Source organism: Parageobacillus sp. G301 (assembly GCF_030268025.1).
Lineage (GTDB): Bacteria > Bacillota > Bacilli > Bacillales > Anoxybacillaceae > Parageobacillus_B > Parageobacillus_B toebii.
Map to the genome: position 1 here is coordinate 1,040,480 of NZ_BSDB01000001.1, position 18,235 is coordinate 1,058,714.

Below are 18,235 nucleotides of genomic sequence, written 5' to 3' on the forward strand. Positions count from 1 at the left end.
TCTTTCTACTTTGAATGCGAAAAAGCATGTTTATTTTTCGCAAAGTAATCCCATCCGGACCAAATCGTAAAAATGACTGCAACCCAAAGCGCTAAATCGGCAAACGGAAACGAAATAAGAGAAAAAGGGAAATTATGTAAAAGAAGAGCAGAAATGGCGACAATCTGCGTCCATGTTTTAATTTTACCAAGCATGTTGGCAGCCATTACTTCCCCTTCTCCTGCAAGCACAAGCCGAAGCCCCGTAACCGCAAATTCACGGCTAATGATGATGATCACCATCCATGAAGGAGCGGCCTTTAGTTCGACAAGCACAATGAGCGCTGCCGATACAAGAAGTTTATCCGCAAGCGGATCTAAAAACTTTCCTAAATTAGTTACTAGCCGATATTTACGGGCATAATATCCGTCAATCCAGTCAGTCGTTGAGGCAATAATGAAAATAAGCGCACCGATCAGATGGGCAATTGGCAGCGTTTCTGTTCCTATTTTCACGCTGCCCCATCCAAACGGAACTAACATGACAATCAAAAATAACGGTATTAGCATAATTCTTGCTACTGTTATTTTATTAGGTAAATTCACTCTGAATACCTCCGCTAGTAAACATGTGAAAAGAGCCATCTACAGGAAAGATGACTTTATGATTTTTTAAAGATAAATTTCATTTTTTGATATACTTCGTCTTTTGGGTTCATTGGATAGGTGAAAGGTTGTCCATTTACTTTTATGTCAACATCGAGCGTTCTCCCGATTTTTACAAACACTTCCGTCTCTGCTGATAAGTCAAACGTTTGCGTTTGCCCGTTTGTTAAATTTCCTTTGAAAAAGGAGTGGCCTTTTGTATTATATACCTCTACCCAAGAGTTTCCTTTTGACGTCAATTCAATAACAAATTCGTTTGTATTTGTTAATTCGATTGTCGATAAATTACCGCGTGTTTCGACAACAGTAAGCGTCGAAGCTGAAGAAGGTGATTTTTCCGTTTCTTTTTCCGCTTTTGGTTGTTTGTCCTCAGTTTCTTGTTTTTTCTCTTTTTCTTCTTTTTTCGCTTTTTCAAGCGGTGAATTTTTCGGGCGTTCTACCTCCGTCGTCTCCCCGGCAATTTGATTTTGCTGTTTGTCCCCTGCGTTATTATGTTGCAAAAACAGCCAAATCACAACAGCAATGCCGACAATCCCTGCAGCAATAAGCAATTTTGGAAGTAAATCTAACCATTTCGTGCTGTTCGGTGAAATTTGTTGCCGCGTTTTTACCCGCGATAATTGCTGAGGGATTTCTTCATCATATGATTGTGGAATATCTTGTTTGTACTCTTCAAATATTTCATCCGGGTCAAGCCCAACTGCTTCGGCGTATTGCCTAATAAACGCCCGAACATAAAAATTCCCCGGCATAATCGCATAATTTCCTTCTTCAATACCGATTAAATAGCGCTTTTGAATTTTCGTCATCTCTTGCAACTCATCCAAACTAATGTTTTTCGCTTCTCTTGCTTCCTTCAAACGTTTACCTAATTCCGTCAACGACAAACACCTTCCATTTTTTGATTAAAAATCAAATTCTGAAAAACCATCGTTTCCAAACAGTGGCGGCTGATCAATGACATCGTACGTAATCTCTTCATTTGGATCATGGCGCAACTCAATAATATAGTCAAAATCGTCAAGAGTGTATTCGGTATGGCGGACAAAAATATCTGGGTGCTCTACCACTTTTGTCGCCTCAAGGCGCATCAGTTCGCGAATCAGTTGCCAATGTCTCTCATTTGCCCGGCGAGTAGACACGATGGCGTCAATAATAAAAATATTATCTTCGCTATATTCGCCTTCGATCAGCTGGCTGCGCACCGTCTGCTTAATCAGCGTTGAGGATATGAAAAGCCATCGTTTATTCGCACAAACACTTGCCGCAACGATCGACTCGGTTTTGCCGACGCGCGGCATTCCGCGGATGCCAATAAGTTTATGGCCTTTCTCTTTAAAAATTTCCGCCATAAAATCGACAAGCAGCCCGAGCTCGTCACGGACAAAGCGGAACGTTTTTTTGTCATCGGCATCCCGCTGAATGTAACGGCCGTGGCGGACGGCAAGGCGATCAAGCAGTTTTGGCTGGCGCAGCTTCGTCACTGTAATATTATCCATCGTTTGCAAAATGGTAGACAATCGCTCGATTTGTTCGTTATTATCACAAAGAAGAAGCATGCCGCGCCGCGAATCGCGGACACCGTTAATCGTAACGATGTTAATAGACAGCATTCCTAATAATGAAGCAACATCGCCTAACAAACCCGGTCGGTTAATATGTATCTCATATTCCAAATACCACTCTTGCTTCCCCATCCCATCTTTCCTCCCTCATCCTTAATGCCCGCACAAACTCCCTATGATAAATTCATACTACTATAATATCGAATGGAAAAGCAACAGAAAAGGGACTGGAATGAAAAAAGAGAGGGAACCCCTCTCTACACGTTATTGTTGTTGCACTAATTTTACCATCATGTTGGCGATAGCGTGCTGCTCTTGTTCGTCTGCAACCTTCCAAAGGTCCGCAAGCAACCGTTCTTCCGGGTTTTTTGGATCTACTTGTTTTGCTAGGTAATCACCGATTTGATAAGCAACGTCTGAAATCACTTGTTGGCTTAATCCTTGTTGCTGCGCTTGTTCAAGACGATTTGCCAGGAAGTCTTTCCATTGTTCAAAGTTATCTAATACAGACATATGTTTAACCTCCTTCATTTTCTTTCAAGGATAGTTTGCCTGCTTTTTGATAAAATATACTTAACAGTACCAACCGCCATTGACGGAAATAATTTGTCCCGTTATGTATGAAGCAGCATCCGAAAGCAAAAATGACACTGTTTTCGCAACCTCATCGGGTGTGCCGATACGCCCGATCGGAATATCGTCCGCAATGGATTGCAATTCCTCATCACTGAACCGGCGCAGCATATCTGTATCAATGGCCCCTGGAGCGACGGCATTCACACGAATTCCGCTGGGCGCCAGTTCTTTTGCGAGCGCTTTTACAAACGCATTTTGTCCGCCTTTGACCATGGAATAGACGACTTCGCAAGAAGCGCCTGTGAGTCCCCAAATCGAAGAAATAACAACGATGTTTCCCCGCTTGTTCGCAATCATCCGCGGCAGTAGTTTTTTCGTCAATAAAATCGGACTTGTCACATGAAGCTGAACCATTTTCCTAACAAGCTCATCGCTCATATCCGTAATGAGGCCGTAATAGCTGTTTCCGCTATTATGAATAATGACATCGATAGGACGATTGATTTGAGAAAGAAGCATGCTTACTCCATTTTCATCCGAAAGATCCGCTTGGACAGGAATGACATGGACATTTGCTAACTCGTTTTTCAGTTTTTCTACTCGTTCATACCGGCGATGATAATGCAAAAAAAGCCCGTAACCATCAGAAGCAAGTTGGCGGGCAATGCTTGTCCCAATTCCTCCGCTTGCTCCAGTAATAAGCGCGTATTTCATGATAATCCCCCTAAAAAAGCACCCTCCATAATGAAGGATGCTACTTTCTTTCTTTTGGAACAACTTGGCATACCGCAATTTGGGATTCGCGGAAACATTGTTTTGCAATTTGATCCATCTGTTCGATCGTTAATGATTGTAATACTGGAATAACATCAAACAGGCTTACTTCGTTAAATGCGTATCGCGTAAACTGGTTGGCGATATATTCTGGAGAGTTAAGCGAGCGTAAAAACGCACCAATTTTTTTCTTTTTCACCCTCTCTAATTCTGCATCTGTCATGGAATCACCGGAAAAGGACAACAATATTTGTTTCACTTCTTCGCTAAGCCGATCTGGATCGCTCGTATCCCCGCCGACCATGGCAAAGCCAAACTCCCGCTCTTCTGTATAATCGTACATAAATGTTTCATCAATAAGCCCAAGCTGATACAACCGTTCATAATGCGGAGAACTTTTTCCGAATAAATAATCTAACAAAACATTGAACGCTAACTCATGAATTAATTTTTCTTTGCCGGCTGGGTGAACAGTTGGCGCCTTAATTCCGACAAGACATTTACTCGTTTGCACGTGCATCGGAATGACTTTCTTTTCTTCCGCTCTCTCTTTCGGTTCATCGTATACAAAGCGCTGAATCTCACTAGCTTGCGGAAACGATTTTTTTGCTTGGTTATCGCGAATTTGCTGCATTATTTTTTGTTCATCAACCGGTCCAACGATAAAAAGCAACATATTGCTCGGATGGTAAAACGTTTCGTAACATTCATATAACAATTCTTTCGTAATATGAGAAATGGATTCAACCGTACCGGCAATATCAATTTTCACCGGATGGTTTTGATACAAGCTTTCAATGACACCGAAATAAACGCGCCAATCCGGATTGTCATCATACATGCGAATTTCTTGGCCGATAATTCCTTTTTCTTTTTCTACCGTTTGATCGGAAAAATATGGGCTTTGCACAAAATCGATGAGCGTTTCTAAATTTTTTTCCACATTTGCTGTACTGGAAAACAAGTAGGCCGTACGCGTAAACGTGGTGAAGGCGTTTGCGGATGCTCCTTGTTTACTGAACTGCTGGAACACATCGCCATCTTCTTTTTCAAACAGTTTATGCTCTAAAAAGTGAGCGATTCCATCCGGCACCTGCTTCATCTCGGTCTTTCCGAGCGGAACGAATTGATTGTCGACCGATCCATATTTGGTCGTAAACGTTGCATACGTTTTATGAAACCCCTTTTTTGGCAAAATGTACACATCTAAACCGTTTTCCATTTTTTCATAAAACAGTTGTTCTTGCAGCTGTTCGTATACAATTTTCTCCATAATTATTCCGCTCCCTCCATTCCGGTCAGGAAGTAAATCGTGTCGAGCTCGACCTTGCCCGCAACGCGCACGATTTCCTCCCGCGATACGCGATCTGCACCTGATAGCCATTCTTCAATCGGCCGTTTCCGCTTTGAGACAACGTTATGGTAAAGCACTTCCACCAATCCGCGCGGCGTATCGATCGTTTCTAACAATTGATTGCGAATAACCGCTTTCGTTTGCGTGATTTCTTCATCGGTAAAATCACCGTTTTTCATCGCTTCCATTTGTTTTTCAATAATTTGCAACGCTTTTTGATAATTGGACGGTTCGATGCCGGACATCACCATTAATAACCCTTTATGGCTTTCTAAACGCGAAGCGGCGTAATACGCTAAGCTTGCTTTTTCACGAACATTGATAAACAATTTCGAATGAGAAAAACCGCCAAAAATGCCATTAAACATTTGGAGAGCGTAATAGTCATCGTCTTCATACGTGACGTTCGTCCGATAACCGATGTTCAATTTTCCTTGTTTGACATCTTGTTTTTCGATCACTTCATTTACTTTATCGCGCGTTTTAGTTGAAACTGTTTCTTTCACAGATGTGCGAACCGTGCGGTTTGGCAGTAAAAAATGCGATGCAACTGCTTCCAATACTGTCTCTTCTTGTACATCACCAATGACGTATAAATCGATTTCATCTTCTTCCAGCGTTTTTTTATAATATTGAAACAGCTGCTCTGCAGTAATGCGATCCACATCGTCTAGCTCGCCATTTGCGTGCAAGGCATACGGTTCTCCTTTGCACATTTCCTGAATAAGCCGCAAGTTGGCATACCGCATTTTATCGTCGTACACGGCTTGAATACGTTGCTTAAGCGCTCGCTTTTCTTGCGCGACAATATGATCGACAAACCGGCCGTCTTGTAAAGCAGGACGAAGAACAACATCGCTTAACAGCTTGAGCGCTTTGCGAAGAAGCGGAATTTTCTCTTGTAAAAACACTTCATTTGCCACATCGATTCGAATCGTAATAATATGACTTTCACCTTTTTTCGATAAATCCACATTTAATGTTGCGCCATATAGTTCATCTAAATATGTGCGCAATTGTTTTACACTTGGGTACTCCGCCGTGCCGCTTTGAAGCACATACGGCAAAAGCGCGCGTAACGTAACCGTTTCTTTTGTAAGCGGTGCTTTCATTTTCCATACAAGTGTATTTGTTTTATATTTATCGGTCGGAATTGTATGGACGTTCATGTTTTGGATTGTCGTTATTTTTTCATTGATCAATCGAACTCCTCCTTTGTAAACTTATCGATATTTTATTGTTGTGTTCATCATATCAACAATATACCTTTCACAAAACATAAAATGCAAATAAAAGCAAAAAAGAACTCGAACTTTACGATCGAGTTCTTTTTTCACGATTTTCACTACGTCTTTTACCGTTTTCCTTTAATATAAGGCGTACCTAAAGCTTTTGGTGCTTCCGCGCGCCCGATAAAGCCGGCAAGCGCTAAAATCGTTAGCACATATGGAGCAATCAGCAAATAAACCGTCGGTACATCTTTTAGAAATGGAAGCGTTTTTCCAACTATACTTAAACTTTGCGCCAAACCAAAGAACAACGCCGCTCCCATCGCCCCAATCGGATGCCATTTTCCGAAAATCATCGCCGCAAGCGCCATAAAGCCGTGTCCGGAAATCGTTGCGTGGCTGAAATCGCGAGAAATAATCGTCGCGTACACCGCACCGCCAAGCCCGCCTAACGCCCCGCTGATCATAACGGCAATATAACGCATTTTCGTCACATTAATTCCCATCGTATCCGCCGCCATCGGATGCTCACCGACTGCACGAAGACGAAGGCCAAATGGCGTTTTGTAAATGACATACCATACGACAAACGCCAAAATAATCGCCAAATACGATGGAATGTACATATTGGAGAAAAAGAGCGGCCCGATCACTGGAATATCACTTAATACCGGAACGTCTATTTTATCAAATCCAACTTGAATCTGATCGGTTTGCCCTTTTCCGTATATTTTTTTGACTAAAAAGAGCGATAATCCAAGAGCTAAAAAGTTAATCGCCACACCGCTAACCACTTGATCAGCGCGAAACGAAATAGATGCAACGGCATGAAACAGCGAAAAAATGATGCCGACAACCATGGCAACGAGTAAAGCGAGCCATGGGGTAAGCGCTCCAAATTTGTCAGCAAACGTTAAATTGAAAACAATACCAACAAATGCTCCAATGGTCATTAACCCTTCTAAACCAATATTCACAACGCCGGATCGTTCGCTAAATACGCCACCAAGCGCTGTAAAAATAAGGGGAGCAGCAAAGAAAATGGCAGAAGGAATAATTACTTGCAATACTTCATAGACGCTCACTTATTCCGCCCCCTTTTTCAAACGAGATAGTAATAAACGAATGACATAACTTGACGCGACAAAGAAAATAATGAGTGCAATAATAATATCCACTAGTTCTGTTGGCACACCAGCGCTTGACGGCATTTCAAGCGCCCCAACTTTCAACGCGCCAAATAATAATGCCGATAGCAATATTCCAAATGCGTTGTTTCCGCCAATCAGCGCAACAGCAATTCCATCAAATCCTACACCGGTAAAACCGGCTTTCACGGAAATATTTCCGAAAGTACCGAGACCTTCCATCGCCCCAGCGATTCCAGCGAATGCTCCAGAAATAATCATCGATAAAATAATATTTGCTTTTACGTTCATTCCTGCATATTGAGAAGCATGCTGGTTAAACCCAACAGCACGCAGTTCAAATCCTTTTGTCGTTTTTTCAAGAAGAAACCACATAACGATCGCACCGATAATCGCGATAAGGATGCCATAATGTACGGAAGAGTGATACGTAATGGATTCTAAAAACTCCGAACGAAGCGATGCGCTTTCATGCACAGGCTTTGATTTAAACCCTTCATCCGATAAAACAGAGCGAATAATAGCGTTTGTCACATGAAGGGCAATATAGTTCATCATAATGGTAATAATCACTTCATGGACTCTTAAATACGCCTTTAAAATCCCTGGAATAAGCGCCCATATCGCTCCTGCCAGCGCTGCCGCTAAAATCGCCATCGGCAGGTGAATGACTTTCGGAAGTTCAAACGACACGCCGACCCATACCGCCGCAAGCCAGCCAACAATGAGCTGACCTTCTACACCGATGTTAAACAAACCGGTACGAAATGCAAAAGCAACTGCAAGACCTGCTAAAATATAAGGTGTCGTTTGTCGAATCGTTTCTCCAATGTAATATGGATCGCCAAATGCACCGTATAGAAGAGACGAATATCCGGCGAGCGGATTATAACCGCTTGCGATCATTACAATCGCACCGGCAATCATCCCTAACAATACGGCCAATACAGGAACAACAAAGGCAGACGATGCGGAAACAAAAAATTTTTTAAGTTCACTCAACTTCATGAAGACACACCTGCTTCCTTCCGTTTACTTCCCGCCATTAATAATCCGAGTTCTTGCTCTGTCGTCTCTTTCGGATCAACGATGGCAACAATTTTTCCTTCGTAAATAACAGCAATACGGTCACTTACATTCATGACTTCATCTAGCTCAAATGAAACAAGAAGCACCGCTTTTCCTTGATCACGCTGTTCAATTAAACGTTTATGAATAAATTCAATTGCCCCAACATCCAGACCGCGTGTTGGCTGTGCGGCAATAAGCAAGTCCGGATTTCGGTCTACTTCCCGGCCGATAATCGCTTTTTGTTGGTTCCCGCCAGACAGGGCGCGCGCTTTCGTAAATTCATCCGGCGTGCGCACATCGAATTCGGCAATAAGCTGACGCGCTTTATCGTAAATCGCTTTAAAATTTAAAATTCCGCGTTTCGAATATGGGGATTTGTAATATGTTTGCAGCACCATATTTTCCCCAATTGGAAAGTCCAGAACAAGGCCATGTTTATGGCGATCCTGCGGGATATGGCCGACGCCTGCTTCGGTAATTTTTCGCGGCGGAAGGTTCGTAATATCGCGGCCGTTCAACAAAATCGATCCCGATTCCACCTTAACAAGCCCTGTAAGCGCCTCAATCAGTTCTGTCTGCCCGTTGCCGTCTACCCCTGCAATACCCACAATTTCTCCAGCATGCACCGTTAAGTCTAAATGATTGACGGTAGCCACGCCGCGCGCGTCTTTTACGACTAAATCTTTAATTTCCAGCACTGGTTTGCCTGGCTGTGCCGGTTTCTTTTCTGTTTTAAACTGCACTTCGCGGCCGACCATAAGAGAGGCAAGCTCATTTGGATTTGTTTCTGAAACATTTAAAGTAGCGATTCCTTTTCCGCGGCGAATAACGGTGACACGGTCGCACACTTCCATTATTTCCTTTAACTTATGGGTAATTAAAATAATCGATTTTCCTTCTTTCACTAATTTTTTCATAATTTGAATCAGTTCATGAATTTCCTGCGGAGTCAACACTGCCGTTGGTTCGTCAAAAATTAAAATGTCCGCCCCGCGATATAGCGTTTTTAAAATCTCGACGCGCTGCTGCATTCCAACCGAAATATCAGCGATTTTTGCCGTCGGGTCTACCGCAAGACCGTACCGTTCCGACAGTTCGCGTACTTCTTGTTCCGCTCGCTTTATATCAATGATTCCGCCTTTTTTCGGTTCACTGCCTAAAATAATGTTTTCCGTGACTGTAAACGTATCAACAAGCATAAAATGTTGATGCACCATGCCAATCCCAAGTTCATTCGCAACGTTTGGGTTAGTAATTTTCACCTTTTTACCCTTCACACGAATCTCGCCGCCATCCGGTTGATAAAGGCCAAACAGCACGTTCATGAGCGTCGATTTTCCTGCTCCGTTTTCCCCTAAGAGCGCATGAATTTCCCCCTTTTTTAACTGCAATGTAATGTTGTCGTTTGCGACAAAATTGCCAAACACCTTTCGAATGTTCAACATTTCAATAACATATTCCAAATAAATTCACTCCTTACTTAAGCAAGGTAAAATCATAAAATGGAAGGATGCAATATCCGATTGCAGCCTTTCATTTTATGATTTTTTGCGAATAAAAAGGCTAGCGTAACCACTAGCCTTTTTATTCAATTATTTTAAGGATGCTTCAAACTGTTTGTATTCTTTGCGAGTCATTGGAACTTTTACTTCGCCTTTGATGATTTTTTGCTTCCATTCATCGACTGCTTTTAACACTTCCGGCTTAATGTTGTCTTGTGTAGGCGCAATGCCAACCCCGTCTTCTTGAAGACCATATTCAAGCGTTTTTCCGCCAGGGAAATCGCCATCTTTTGCTCGTTTTGCCAAGTCATATACAGCCACATCGACACGTTTTACCATCGATGTTAATGTAACGTTATACGTTTTGCCGCCAACTTTCACAACACCTTCAGGCGATTGGTCTTTATCCACACCGATTACCCAAATTTCACGGTTCGGATCTTTCTTTTTCAAGTCTTTTGCTTCAGAGAACAAACCATTTCCTGTTCCGCCAGCGGCATGATAAATGACATCGACTCCGGAAGCATACATGCTTGATGCAATCGCTTTTCCTTTATCCGCTTGGTCAAACGCACCGGCATATTGCACTTCGACTTTCGCTTTCGGATTAACAGCTTTTACTCCTGCAAGGAATCCGCTTTCAAACTTTTCAATTAATGGAATTTCCATGCCGCCGATAAATCCGATTTTATTCGTTTTTGTTGTTAAGCCGGCAACGACACCAACAAGGAATGAACCTTCATGCTCTTTGAACGTAATGCTAGCAACATTTGGTTCTTTAACAACCGTGTCGACGATCGCAAAATGCTTTTTCGGGTTTTGTTTTGCAACTTCTTTTACTGCATCTCCCATTAAATATCCAATTCCATAAATCAAATCAAAGTCGCTGCGCACAAGCTTATTTAAGTTTGTCGGATAGTCAGCATCGCTTGACGATTGTAAATAATCATAACCTCCTCGGCCTTTTTTCAAGCCATTATCTTTTCCAAATTTTTGCAAACCTTCCCAAGCAGATTGGTTGAAAGATTTGTCATCAATACCGCCAACGTCTGTTACCATCGCAACACTAAACGTGTCTTTGCCGCCAGCATTATTTTCCCCTTGTCCACCGCATGCGCTTAATAGTGTACCTGCCGCTAAAACAAGGGAAAGGGCGAGTCCAAATCGTTTTTTCATTACAAATACCCCCTAATCCATAAAAAAATTGTTTTGCCTTCTTACTTATTATAAAATCATCCCTATATTTCTATGTATGGATGTCACCTCCTTAAAAACTAAGGCGTTTTCGAAGTACATGAAAGCTGATTTTGTCAGAACGGAAATAGTTGATGGAATAAAAAATCGGCTCATCATTTTTATCAAAATGCATTTGCTTTAACACAAGAAGCGCAGTTTCTGGCTCACATTGCAAAATCGGCGACACTTTCTCATGGTAACCGAGCGGTTCAATGCGAGCTACAGCATAAGCAATATCGCGATTCGCCTGATTGTGTAAGTTTTCAAAAAGGGATTCTTGCTCATAGGAAATTCCTTTTGGCAAATATTTACATAAAATTTTGTCTATACAATATACAACAGGCTCCCCGTCAGCTGTACGGACACGTTCAATCAAAAGAATGTCATCGTCCGCCGAACATTGAAATCTCCGGATGTCATCTTCCGTCGGCTGTTGAATGGAAGAAGATAAAAAAATCGTTCCAGGTTTTCGACCTGCCTGCCGAATCATATCAGTAACGCTGCTTAACTGCTCGATCCCCGATGTAAACAGCGGTCTTGCACTGACGAACGTTCCAACACCATGCCGGCGAATAATCACGTTTTCTTCCTCTAAAACACGCAATGCCTCACGCAATGTTGCACGGCTGACACCTAGTTGTTTCGCTAATTCAAATTCCGATGGGAGCTTTTGTTTTTCTTTATACACGCCTGTTTCAATATCACGCTTAATTCGATCAATCACTTGTAAATATAGGTGACGGTTGTCTGACTTGATGGACATGAAAAAATCCCCCATTTTTCATTTCAACAGATATCAGACCTCTGACGTTAGACATGTAGACTCTTCGAGATTACTATACCATTTTTTTTGGGATAAATAAATAGTAAATAAAAATTTTGTCGAAAAAAGCAAAAAAACGATTGATAACGTTTTCAATGTGATATATTTTTTAAAAGAGCAGGCAACAAGTTTGCCTGCTCCCCTATGATGTTTTTACATTTTCTTTTGGAATAAGTACAGCGCGAGGTTTACTTCCTTCATAGGGTCCAACAACTCCACGTGCCTCCATCGCATCTATGAGACGAGCCGCACGATTATAACCGATGCGAAAGCGCCGTTGCAGCATGGAAACCGAAGCACTTTGCATCTCTACAACAAGCCGAACCGCTTCATCATACAATTCATCGTCAAATTCCTCGCTCTCACCATTCTCTTCGCTGACCATCATCTCTTCATAGTATTGTGCTTTTTGCTGGGAAATAACAAAATTGACAACCTCTTCGACTTCTTCATCGGAAACAAACGCTCCTTGGACACGAATCGGTTTGGAAGCACCCATCGGCAAAAACAGCATATCGCCACGGCCCAGCAGTTTTTCCGCTCCCCCCATATCCAAAATAGTCCGCGAATCGGTTTGGGAAGAAACGCTAAAAGCGATCCGTGACGGAATGTTTGCTTTAATGACACCTGTAATGACGTCAACCGAAGGCCGCTGCGTCGCAATAATTAAATGAATTCCTGCCGCGCGCGCCATTTGCGCCAAGCGCGTAATCGAATCCTCCACATCGGAAGAAGCAACCATCATTAAATCTGCCAGCTCATCAATAATAACGACAATATAAGGAAGCAGCGGCTGTTTTCCTTCCGATTCTTGATTATGGCGCTGCACGTATTCATTATATCCTTCGATATTTCGTGTGCCTGTGTGTGAAAATAATTCATATCTTCTTTCCATTTCTTGAACAACCTTTTTTAACGCTTGTGACGCTTTTTTCGGATTCGTAACAACCGGGGCCAACAAATGCGGTATCCCGTTATATACACTTAATTCTACCATTTTCGGGTCAATCATCATTAATTTTACTTCATGCGGCTTTGTACGCATAAGCAAGCTTACGATAATTCCATTAATGCACACACTTTTCCCGCTCCCAGTTGCCCCGGCAATTAATAAATGCGGCATTTTGTTAAGTTCAGCGACAACGACCTCGCCGGAAATGTCACGGCCTAACGGAATTAATAGTTTCGCTTCTTGTTTGTAATGATCAATCGCTTCTAACACTTCTCTTAAAGAAACAGTCGCAATTTCTTCATTTGGAACTTCAATGCCGATCGCGGATTTTCCGGGAATCGGCGCTTCAATACGAATGTCTTTTGCAGCTAGCGCAAGGGCAAGGTCGTCGCTCAAACTAACAATTTTACTTACCTTCACCCCTACGTCCGGGTATACTTCATATTTCGTTACTGCAGGACCAAGATGAACTTGAGTTACTTTCGCCTTTACGCCAAAGCTTTGAAATGTTTTTTCCAGCTTGCGCGCATTTGCATAAATATTTGCGTGATCTTTCGCTTGGTTTGATTGTTTCGGAAGATGGAGCAGCTCAAGAGGCGGAAGCTGATAATCAATATTTTCCATTTCCGAAAACGCTAACGGCCCAGATGTTTCTTCCTCGGTGTCTTCTATATTTTCTTGCTCTCGTTCTTGTTCTATCTCATTCGAACGCGCGGCAGTAAAATCGGAAATAATCGGCGGAGGAGAGAGCGGTTCCCCTTCTTGTATGATCGGTTCCTCTTCTGTGCTGTCATGCTGCTTGTCGGGTTGTGTAGTTCTTGTTTTTTGCCGTTTTCGTCCCTGCTTTTTACCGCCCCACTGTTTTATATCCGCAACAAACGCCAGCCATTGCTCCTTGAGAAAAGAAGCGATTATGATCACCACTTTTCCCACTGTTTCACTCAATGATTTTCCGGTAATGAAAACGGCCCCGATGATAAAAAGAAAAAAACAAATCCATTTTGTTCCAAGTTCATCAAATAATTGATAGCTTGCCGCGAAGAAAAACGCCCCGACCATCCCGCCGCCTAAGTCAGTATTCGCCGATTCTCCCCGCACTTCGTTCCAAAACAACTCCCATGTCGTTCGAATGATGCTAGGGTCAAATTGCCCGCGTCGGGACAACAAATCGAATAACGTTTCGTGACTTAGTAATAAAAGCGCGGAAACGATAATATATAAACCGAGAAGAATGCGATGAGTAAACGAAGGCCATGCACGCTTCCAAATGATATAAAACGACAATATAAATAAGGCTACAAACAGCAGCATATACCATTCTCCAAAGAAAAAACGCGCAATAAATACGAGCGTCTTTCCAACTAGCCCAAGGCGCGCCATCGCAATGACGGAAATCGCTAACATCGTAAGACCAAGCAATTCAAATTGAAATGTCTCTTTCCAATGTTGCTTTGACCGTCTTGATTTTTTCTGTCGTTTCCGTTTTGCCACAACTATTCACTCCAATAAACAAACTGAAAGATTGGAAAAAAGCAGCCATACTTGGCTGCTTTTTTCCGTTTGTTTATTATTATATCACGAATGGACATGGAATTCATTACGATGTTGCGGAAGAAATCGGAAATCTCGTTCCTGGTGCATATTTTTGTTCTAAAAAATGAAGCGGATTCGTACTTAAATTTTGAACAATTTCATATTCATTGGTTTCCGTTTTTTGTACAAGAAATGGAATTCCATCATAGTATACCATTGTTCGTTTTTCGTATTCTTCCTTAGCAGTTTGGAAGATAAGATGTTCCGGCATGATCGTATATAAAATCATTGGACAATCTTCCTTTCCCCTGATTTGTTCAGTTCAATTAATTCGCGCAATTTGTTCATCGCTTGAGCAACGCCGCCGACTTCATCAATAAGTCCATATTTTACCGCATCAGGACCGACAACATTGGTGCCGATATCACGCGTTAAATTCCCTTTGGAAAACATAAGTTCCTTAAATTTTTCTTCCGTGATTTTGGAATGTTTTGTAACAAAGCGAACAACTCTCTCTTGCATTTTATCCAAATATTCAAATGTCTGCGGAACGCCAATGACTAGCCCAGTCAATCGAACAGGGTGAATCGTCATCGTTGCCGTTTCGGTAATAAATGAATAATCACAAGAAACCGCAATCGGCACACCAATCGAATGACCGCCTCCTAATACGATAGAAACGGTCGGTTTCGATAAGGACGCAAGCATTTCCGCAATCGCTAATCCTGCTTCTACATCTCCGCCTACCGTATTTAAAATAACGAGCAGGCCTTCAATATTTTGATTTTGTTCAATGGCGACAATTTGTGGAATAACATGTTCGTATTTCGTCGCTTTATTCTGCGGTGGAAGTTGAATATGTCCCTCAATTTGCCCGACAATCGTTAAACAATGAATGTTTGTATCCGGCGTCATTTGTGGAATGTTTGTTTGGCCTAGCTGTTGAATCGCCGCTGTTACTTGTTCCTCTTTCGTTTCTTGGTTTTCTTCTGATTCCGATTGTATGTAACGCTCTTTTTCCATGCATATTCTCCTTTCTTTCCGTCATACATATAGTATGCTCGAGTTGGAAAAGAAAAATGCCGATAGGAATTTCCTATCGGCATGTTCGTTGACTTTGAGCATGATTGTATTATACTTCCATAATAATTGGTAAAATCATCGGTTTTCGTTTTGTTTTTTCAAATAAAAACTGGCTCAATGCTTCGCGAATGTTTGATTTTAATGACGACCATTCGATCATATAGGTTTGCAAGCATTTATTCACAATATTTGCAACGATTTTTGTTGCTTCATCAAGCAATGATTCTGATTCTCTGACATAGACAAAACCACGCGAAATAATTTCCGGTCCAGCGATAATTTTTTTTGACTCTTTGCTCAATGTAACGACAACAATTAAAATCCCATCTTGCGAAAGAAGACGCCGGTCTCTTAAAACAATGTTGCCAACATCGCCTATGCCAAGACCATCAATCAAAATGTTGCCGTACGGAACTTTTCCTCCAGGGCGAGCCACTCCATTGCGAAATTCAATGACATCACCTTTGTCAATCAAAAACGTCCTATCTTCGGAGATGCCAACCGCTTTTGCAAGATTAGCGTGTGCTTTTTGCATACGATATTCGCCATGAACAGGAATAAAATATTTCGGTTTCATTAAATTAAGCATTAGCTTCAATTCTTCTTGGCATGCGTGTCCAGACACGTGCACTTTTCTCTCGCGGTAAATGACGTTCGCTCCGGCACGATACAGTGCATCAATGGTTTTTGAAAATACTAATTCATATCCAGGCATCACCGATGCCGCAACAATGACAGTATCCCCTTCTTTTATGTTGACCTGCTTGTGTACTTGTTTAGCCATACGGGCCAATGCGCTCATCGGTTGGCCATGCCCGCCTGTTGTTAAAATAATAAGTTCCTTGTCATCATAGCGGCCAATGTCATGAATGGAAATAGTCACTTTTTCCGGAAGATGTAAATATCCAAGCCGAACAGCAATATCCATCACTTTATGCAACGTTTTCCCTACAACCGCTACCTTCCGTCCGTACATTTTTGCCGCATGTAATACTTGCTGAATTCTTGTGATGTTCGACGCATAGCAAGCAACAAAAACCCGACCATTCGCGTTATAAATAACATCGGCAATTTCCTGGGCTACAAGCGTGTCCGATCCCGTATAACCTGGTCTTTCCGCATTCGTACTATCGGATAATAGGCAAAGCACTCCTTGTTCGCCAATCTGCGCCATTTTCCCTAAATCCGCTCGATTTTTGCCATATGGAGTCTGGTCAAATTTAAAGTCGCTCGTATAGACAATGGCGCCCTGGGATGTATGAATGCTAATCCCAACCGAATCAGGGATGCTATGAATCGTTCGGAAAAACGTCACTTTTGCTTTATCAAACAAAATTTCCGAATCGGAGCGAATTTCGATTAGTTTTGCGTTTGTAATCCCCTGTTCCTTCAAAATCGATTCTGCCAATCCCAATGTAAGCTTTGTTCCGTACACCGGCACCGCCGTAATCTTTTTCAACACGTAAGCAATGGCTCCAATATGTTCCTCATGCCCGTGGGTTAAAAAAATTGCTTTAATGCGATCTTGGCGTTCAACGAGATAGCTAATGTCAGGAATCACTTTGTCAATCCCAAGCATCTCGTCCTCAGGAAACATGACGCCGGCGTCGATCACAAAAATGTCGTCATCCAGCTCGACCACATACATGTTTTTACCGATTTCCCCGACTCCCCCAAGGGAAAAAATCCTTATTTTCTCTACTTGTTTCGTTCTCAATGTCACGTCCTCCTATGATGATACTAACCCGCTCAAAGTCACTTGATTTTATTATAACTGATGGGAGATTTTGAATACAAGATGATTTATGAAGCGCTTTATAACAGCAAAAAACCAATCCGCCTATGCGGATTGGTTTTCCTTTTGGCTTTTATAATGTATTTAATAAATTCATTAGCTCGATGCGCTCTTGTTCGGTGAGCGGGACAAGCGGCAGACGGACAGAACCGACGTCTAATCCTTTTAACTGCAGCGCCGTTTTTACCGGTACAGGATTTGGCGCTGCAAATAACCCTTTCATAATTGGCAACAGCTTTTGATGCAGTTTTGCCGCTTTGGCAAGTTCCCCTGCTTCGAAGGCAGCAATCATTTGCTGCATTTCATTGCCAATAATATGAGAGGCAACAGACACAACGCCGGCACCGCCAATCGCCAATACCGGAAGGGTGATGTTATCGTCACCGCTGTAAAGCAGAAAATCCTCTCTCGTCCGGGCGATTATTTCCGTCATCGTATCTAAATTGCCGCTCGCATCTTTTATAGCAACGATGTTTGGAATTTCCGATAAACGAACAACCGTGTCAACAGACATGTTCACAACAGAACGTCCAGGAATATTATAGAGCATCACCGGAAGCGACGTGCTTTCGGCAATCGCTTTGAAGTGTTGATATAACCCTTCTTGATTCGGTTTATTATAATACGGCGCTACTAACATTACCGCGTCGACGCCAGCTTCTTCCGCTTTCTTCGTCAACTCAATCGATGCGTGTGTATTGTTGCTTCCAGTCCCAGCAATAACTGGAACTCTCCCGTTCACAACCGAAACAACGTGACGGAATAAAGCAACTTTTTCTTCCGTCGTTAATGTTGGCGATTCGCCTGTCGTTCCGGCAACAACGAGCGAATCTGTTCCGTTTTCGAGCAAATAATCGACAAGCTTGGTCGTTTTTGCAAAATCGATATTCCCTTTGTGGTCAAACGGCGTTACCATCGCTGTCACGATTTTGCCAAATTGGATCAATACC

At 42.3% G+C, this 18,235-nt stretch carries 17 protein-coding genes; all 17 read right to left on the minus strand.

Features of this window, described 5'->3' with window-relative positions:
* Nucleotides 1-5: 5 nt before the first annotated feature.
* The 17 genes from pgsA to dapA all read right to left on the minus strand — a co-directional run bounded on the left by pgsA (nt 6) and on the right by dapA (nt 18,231).
* Nucleotides 6-584, minus strand: coding sequence for a CDP-diacylglycerol--glycerol-3-phosphate 3-phosphatidyltransferase (gene pgsA, locus QSJ37_RS05240; RefSeq protein WP_285754223.1), 579 nt, complete (start codon nt 582-584; stop codon nt 6-8).
* 56 nt (nt 585-640) lie between these two features.
* Nucleotides 641-1,525 (minus strand): helix-turn-helix domain-containing protein, encoded by an 885-nt coding sequence (locus QSJ37_RS05245; protein WP_285754224.1) that lies wholly within the window; start codon nt 1,523-1,525, stop codon nt 641-643.
* Between the two features lie 24 nt (nt 1,526-1,549).
* On the minus strand, nt 1,550-2,341 hold the full coding sequence (locus QSJ37_RS05250; RefSeq protein ID WP_285754225.1) for a DUF3388 domain-containing protein: 792 nt from the start codon (nt 2,339-2,341) through the stop codon (nt 1,550-1,552).
* A gap of 132 nt (nt 2,342-2,473) precedes the next feature.
* Nucleotides 2,474-2,722: a DUF3243 domain-containing protein gene (locus tag QSJ37_RS05255; RefSeq protein ID WP_285754226.1), complete on the minus strand. Its 249-nt coding sequence runs from the start codon at nt 2,720-2,722 to the stop codon at nt 2,474-2,476.
* 60 nt (nt 2,723-2,782) lie between these two features.
* Nucleotides 2,783-3,499 carry an elongation factor P 5-aminopentanone reductase gene (gene ymfI / locus QSJ37_RS05260; RefSeq protein WP_285754227.1) on the minus strand — a complete coding sequence of 239 codons (717 nt, stop codon included), beginning with the start codon at nt 3,497-3,499 and terminating at the stop codon, nt 2,783-2,785.
* A gap of 40 nt (nt 3,500-3,539) precedes the next feature.
* Nucleotides 3,540-4,832, minus strand: a complete 1,293-nt coding sequence (yfmH, locus tag QSJ37_RS05265) for an EF-P 5-aminopentanol modification-associated protein YfmH (RefSeq protein WP_285754228.1) — start codon at nt 4,830-4,832, stop codon at nt 3,540-3,542.
* A gap of 2 nt (nt 4,833-4,834) precedes the next feature.
* Entirely contained in the window at nt 4,835-6,115 is a 1,281-nt protein-coding gene (gene yfmF / locus QSJ37_RS05270; protein WP_285754229.1) for an EF-P 5-aminopentanol modification-associated protein YfmF, read from the minus strand.
* A gap of 152 nt (nt 6,116-6,267) precedes the next feature.
* Complete coding sequence (locus tag QSJ37_RS05275; RefSeq protein WP_285754230.1) at nt 6,268-7,227, minus strand: ABC transporter permease; 960 nt, start codon at nt 7,225-7,227, stop codon at nt 6,268-6,270.
* Nucleotides 7,228-8,298 carry an ABC transporter permease gene (locus tag QSJ37_RS05280; protein ID WP_285754231.1) on the minus strand — a complete coding sequence of 357 codons (1,071 nt, stop codon included), beginning with the start codon at nt 8,296-8,298 and terminating at the stop codon, nt 7,228-7,230.
* Entirely contained in the window at nt 8,295-9,824 is a 1,530-nt protein-coding gene (locus QSJ37_RS05285) for an ABC transporter ATP-binding protein (protein WP_285754232.1), read from the minus strand. The genes QSJ37_RS05280 and QSJ37_RS05285 overlap by 4 nt, the downstream gene beginning before the upstream one ends.
* 129 nt (nt 9,825-9,953) lie before the next feature.
* On the minus strand, nt 9,954-11,039 hold the full coding sequence (locus tag QSJ37_RS05290; RefSeq protein WP_285754233.1) for a BMP family lipoprotein: 1,086 nt from the start codon (nt 11,037-11,039) through the stop codon (nt 9,954-9,956).
* Nucleotides 11,040-11,130: 91 nt separating this feature from the next.
* Nucleotides 11,131-11,862 carry a GntR family transcriptional regulator gene (locus tag QSJ37_RS05295; RefSeq protein ID WP_285754234.1) on the minus strand — a complete coding sequence of 244 codons (732 nt, stop codon included), beginning with the start codon at nt 11,860-11,862 and terminating at the stop codon, nt 11,131-11,133.
* 202 nt (nt 11,863-12,064) lie between these two features.
* A complete protein-coding gene (locus tag QSJ37_RS05300) occupies nt 12,065-14,365 on the minus strand; it encodes a DNA translocase FtsK (RefSeq protein ID WP_285754235.1) in 2,301 nt (766 codons plus the stop codon).
* Between the two features lie 106 nt (nt 14,366-14,471).
* Nucleotides 14,472-14,696 carry a YlzJ-like family protein gene (locus QSJ37_RS05305; protein ID WP_285754236.1) on the minus strand — a complete coding sequence of 75 codons (225 nt, stop codon included), beginning with the start codon at nt 14,694-14,696 and terminating at the stop codon, nt 14,472-14,474.
* Entirely contained in the window at nt 14,693-15,430 is a 738-nt protein-coding gene (locus tag QSJ37_RS05310) for a ClpP family protease (RefSeq protein WP_015863504.1), read from the minus strand. The genes QSJ37_RS05305 and QSJ37_RS05310 overlap by 4 nt, the downstream gene beginning before the upstream one ends.
* Before the next feature lie 109 nt (nt 15,431-15,539).
* Nucleotides 15,540-17,207, minus strand: coding sequence for a ribonuclease J (locus QSJ37_RS05315; protein WP_285754237.1), 1,668 nt, complete (start codon nt 17,205-17,207; stop codon nt 15,540-15,542).
* Between the two features lie 151 nt (nt 17,208-17,358).
* Complete coding sequence (gene dapA / locus QSJ37_RS05320) at nt 17,359-18,231, minus strand: 4-hydroxy-tetrahydrodipicolinate synthase (protein ID WP_015863502.1); 873 nt, start codon at nt 18,229-18,231, stop codon at nt 17,359-17,361.
* Nucleotides 18,232-18,235 lie beyond the last annotated feature (4 nt).

What these genes read in the sequence shown, in the direction of transcription:
- yfmH (WP_285754228.1), bottom strand. Translation starts at nt 4,832, where the DNA reads ATGGAGAAAATTGTATACGAACAGCTGCAAGAACAACTGTTTTATGAA.
- QSJ37_RS05295 (WP_285754234.1), bottom strand. Translation starts at nt 11,862, where the DNA reads ATGTCCATCAAGTCAGACAACCGTCACCTATATTTACAAGTGATTGAT.
- QSJ37_RS05310 (WP_015863504.1), bottom strand. Translation starts at nt 15,430, where the DNA reads ATGGAAAAAGAGCGTTACATACAATCGGAATCAGAAGAAAACCAAGAA.
- QSJ37_RS05305 (WP_285754236.1), bottom strand. Translation starts at nt 14,696, where the DNA reads ATGATTTTATATACGATCATGCCGGAACATCTTATCTTCCAAACTGCT.
- QSJ37_RS05290 (WP_285754233.1), bottom strand. Translation starts at nt 11,039, where the DNA reads ATGAAAAAACGATTTGGACTCGCCCTTTCCCTTGTTTTAGCGGCAGGT.
- QSJ37_RS05280 (WP_285754231.1), bottom strand. Translation starts at nt 8,298, where the DNA reads ATGAAGTTGAGTGAACTTAAAAAATTTTTTGTTTCCGCATCGTCTGCC.
- QSJ37_RS05250 (WP_285754225.1), bottom strand. Translation starts at nt 2,341, where the DNA reads ATGGGGAAGCAAGAGTGGTATTTGGAATATGAGATACATATTAACCGA.
- QSJ37_RS05255 (WP_285754226.1), bottom strand. Translation starts at nt 2,722, where the DNA reads ATGTCTGTATTAGATAACTTTGAACAATGGAAAGACTTCCTGGCAAAT.
- ymfI (WP_285754227.1), bottom strand. Translation starts at nt 3,499, where the DNA reads ATGAAATACGCGCTTATTACTGGAGCAAGCGGAGGAATTGGGACAAGC.